This is a genomic window from Staphylococcus sp. 231237_7MaSpsaltlick, assembly GCF_043107035.1.
Genome location: NZ_JBICNX010000444.1, coordinates 1 through 391 on the forward strand (window position 1 = coordinate 1; position 391 = coordinate 391).

At 33.8% G+C, this 391-nt stretch carries 1 protein-coding gene; it reads right to left on the minus strand.

What is annotated here, in order from left to right:
• Nucleotides 1-391, minus strand: a 391-nt coding sequence (locus ACF91D_RS32265) for a SulP family inorganic anion transporter (protein ID WP_392438780.1), incomplete at both ends; no start/stop codon positions are given.

Consider the following 391-nt stretch of genomic DNA (forward strand, 5'->3'; position numbering starts at 1 on the left):
GATTTAACATTGATTACAGACTGTCCAATCATAGCACAACCTCCCATACCGCCAAAGAAACCAGTAATAATATTGGCAATCCCTTGACCTCGTGATTCTTTGTTTTTACTACTGTGTGTATCTGTTGCATCATCTACAATTTTAGCTGTAAGTAGGCTTTCTACTAGACCCACAATAGCCATTGATAATGAATATGGGAAAATAATTTGAAGTGTTTCTAAATTAAAAGGAACGTTAGGAATTAAGAAATGAGGCAAAGTTTGCTTAATATTGCCTAAATCACCTACGGTTCTTACATCAGATCCTGTGTACATATACAATGCTGTTAAAACAATTATAGCTATTAATGGAGCAGGTATAGCTTTAAAAAATCTAGGAATAACGTATACAA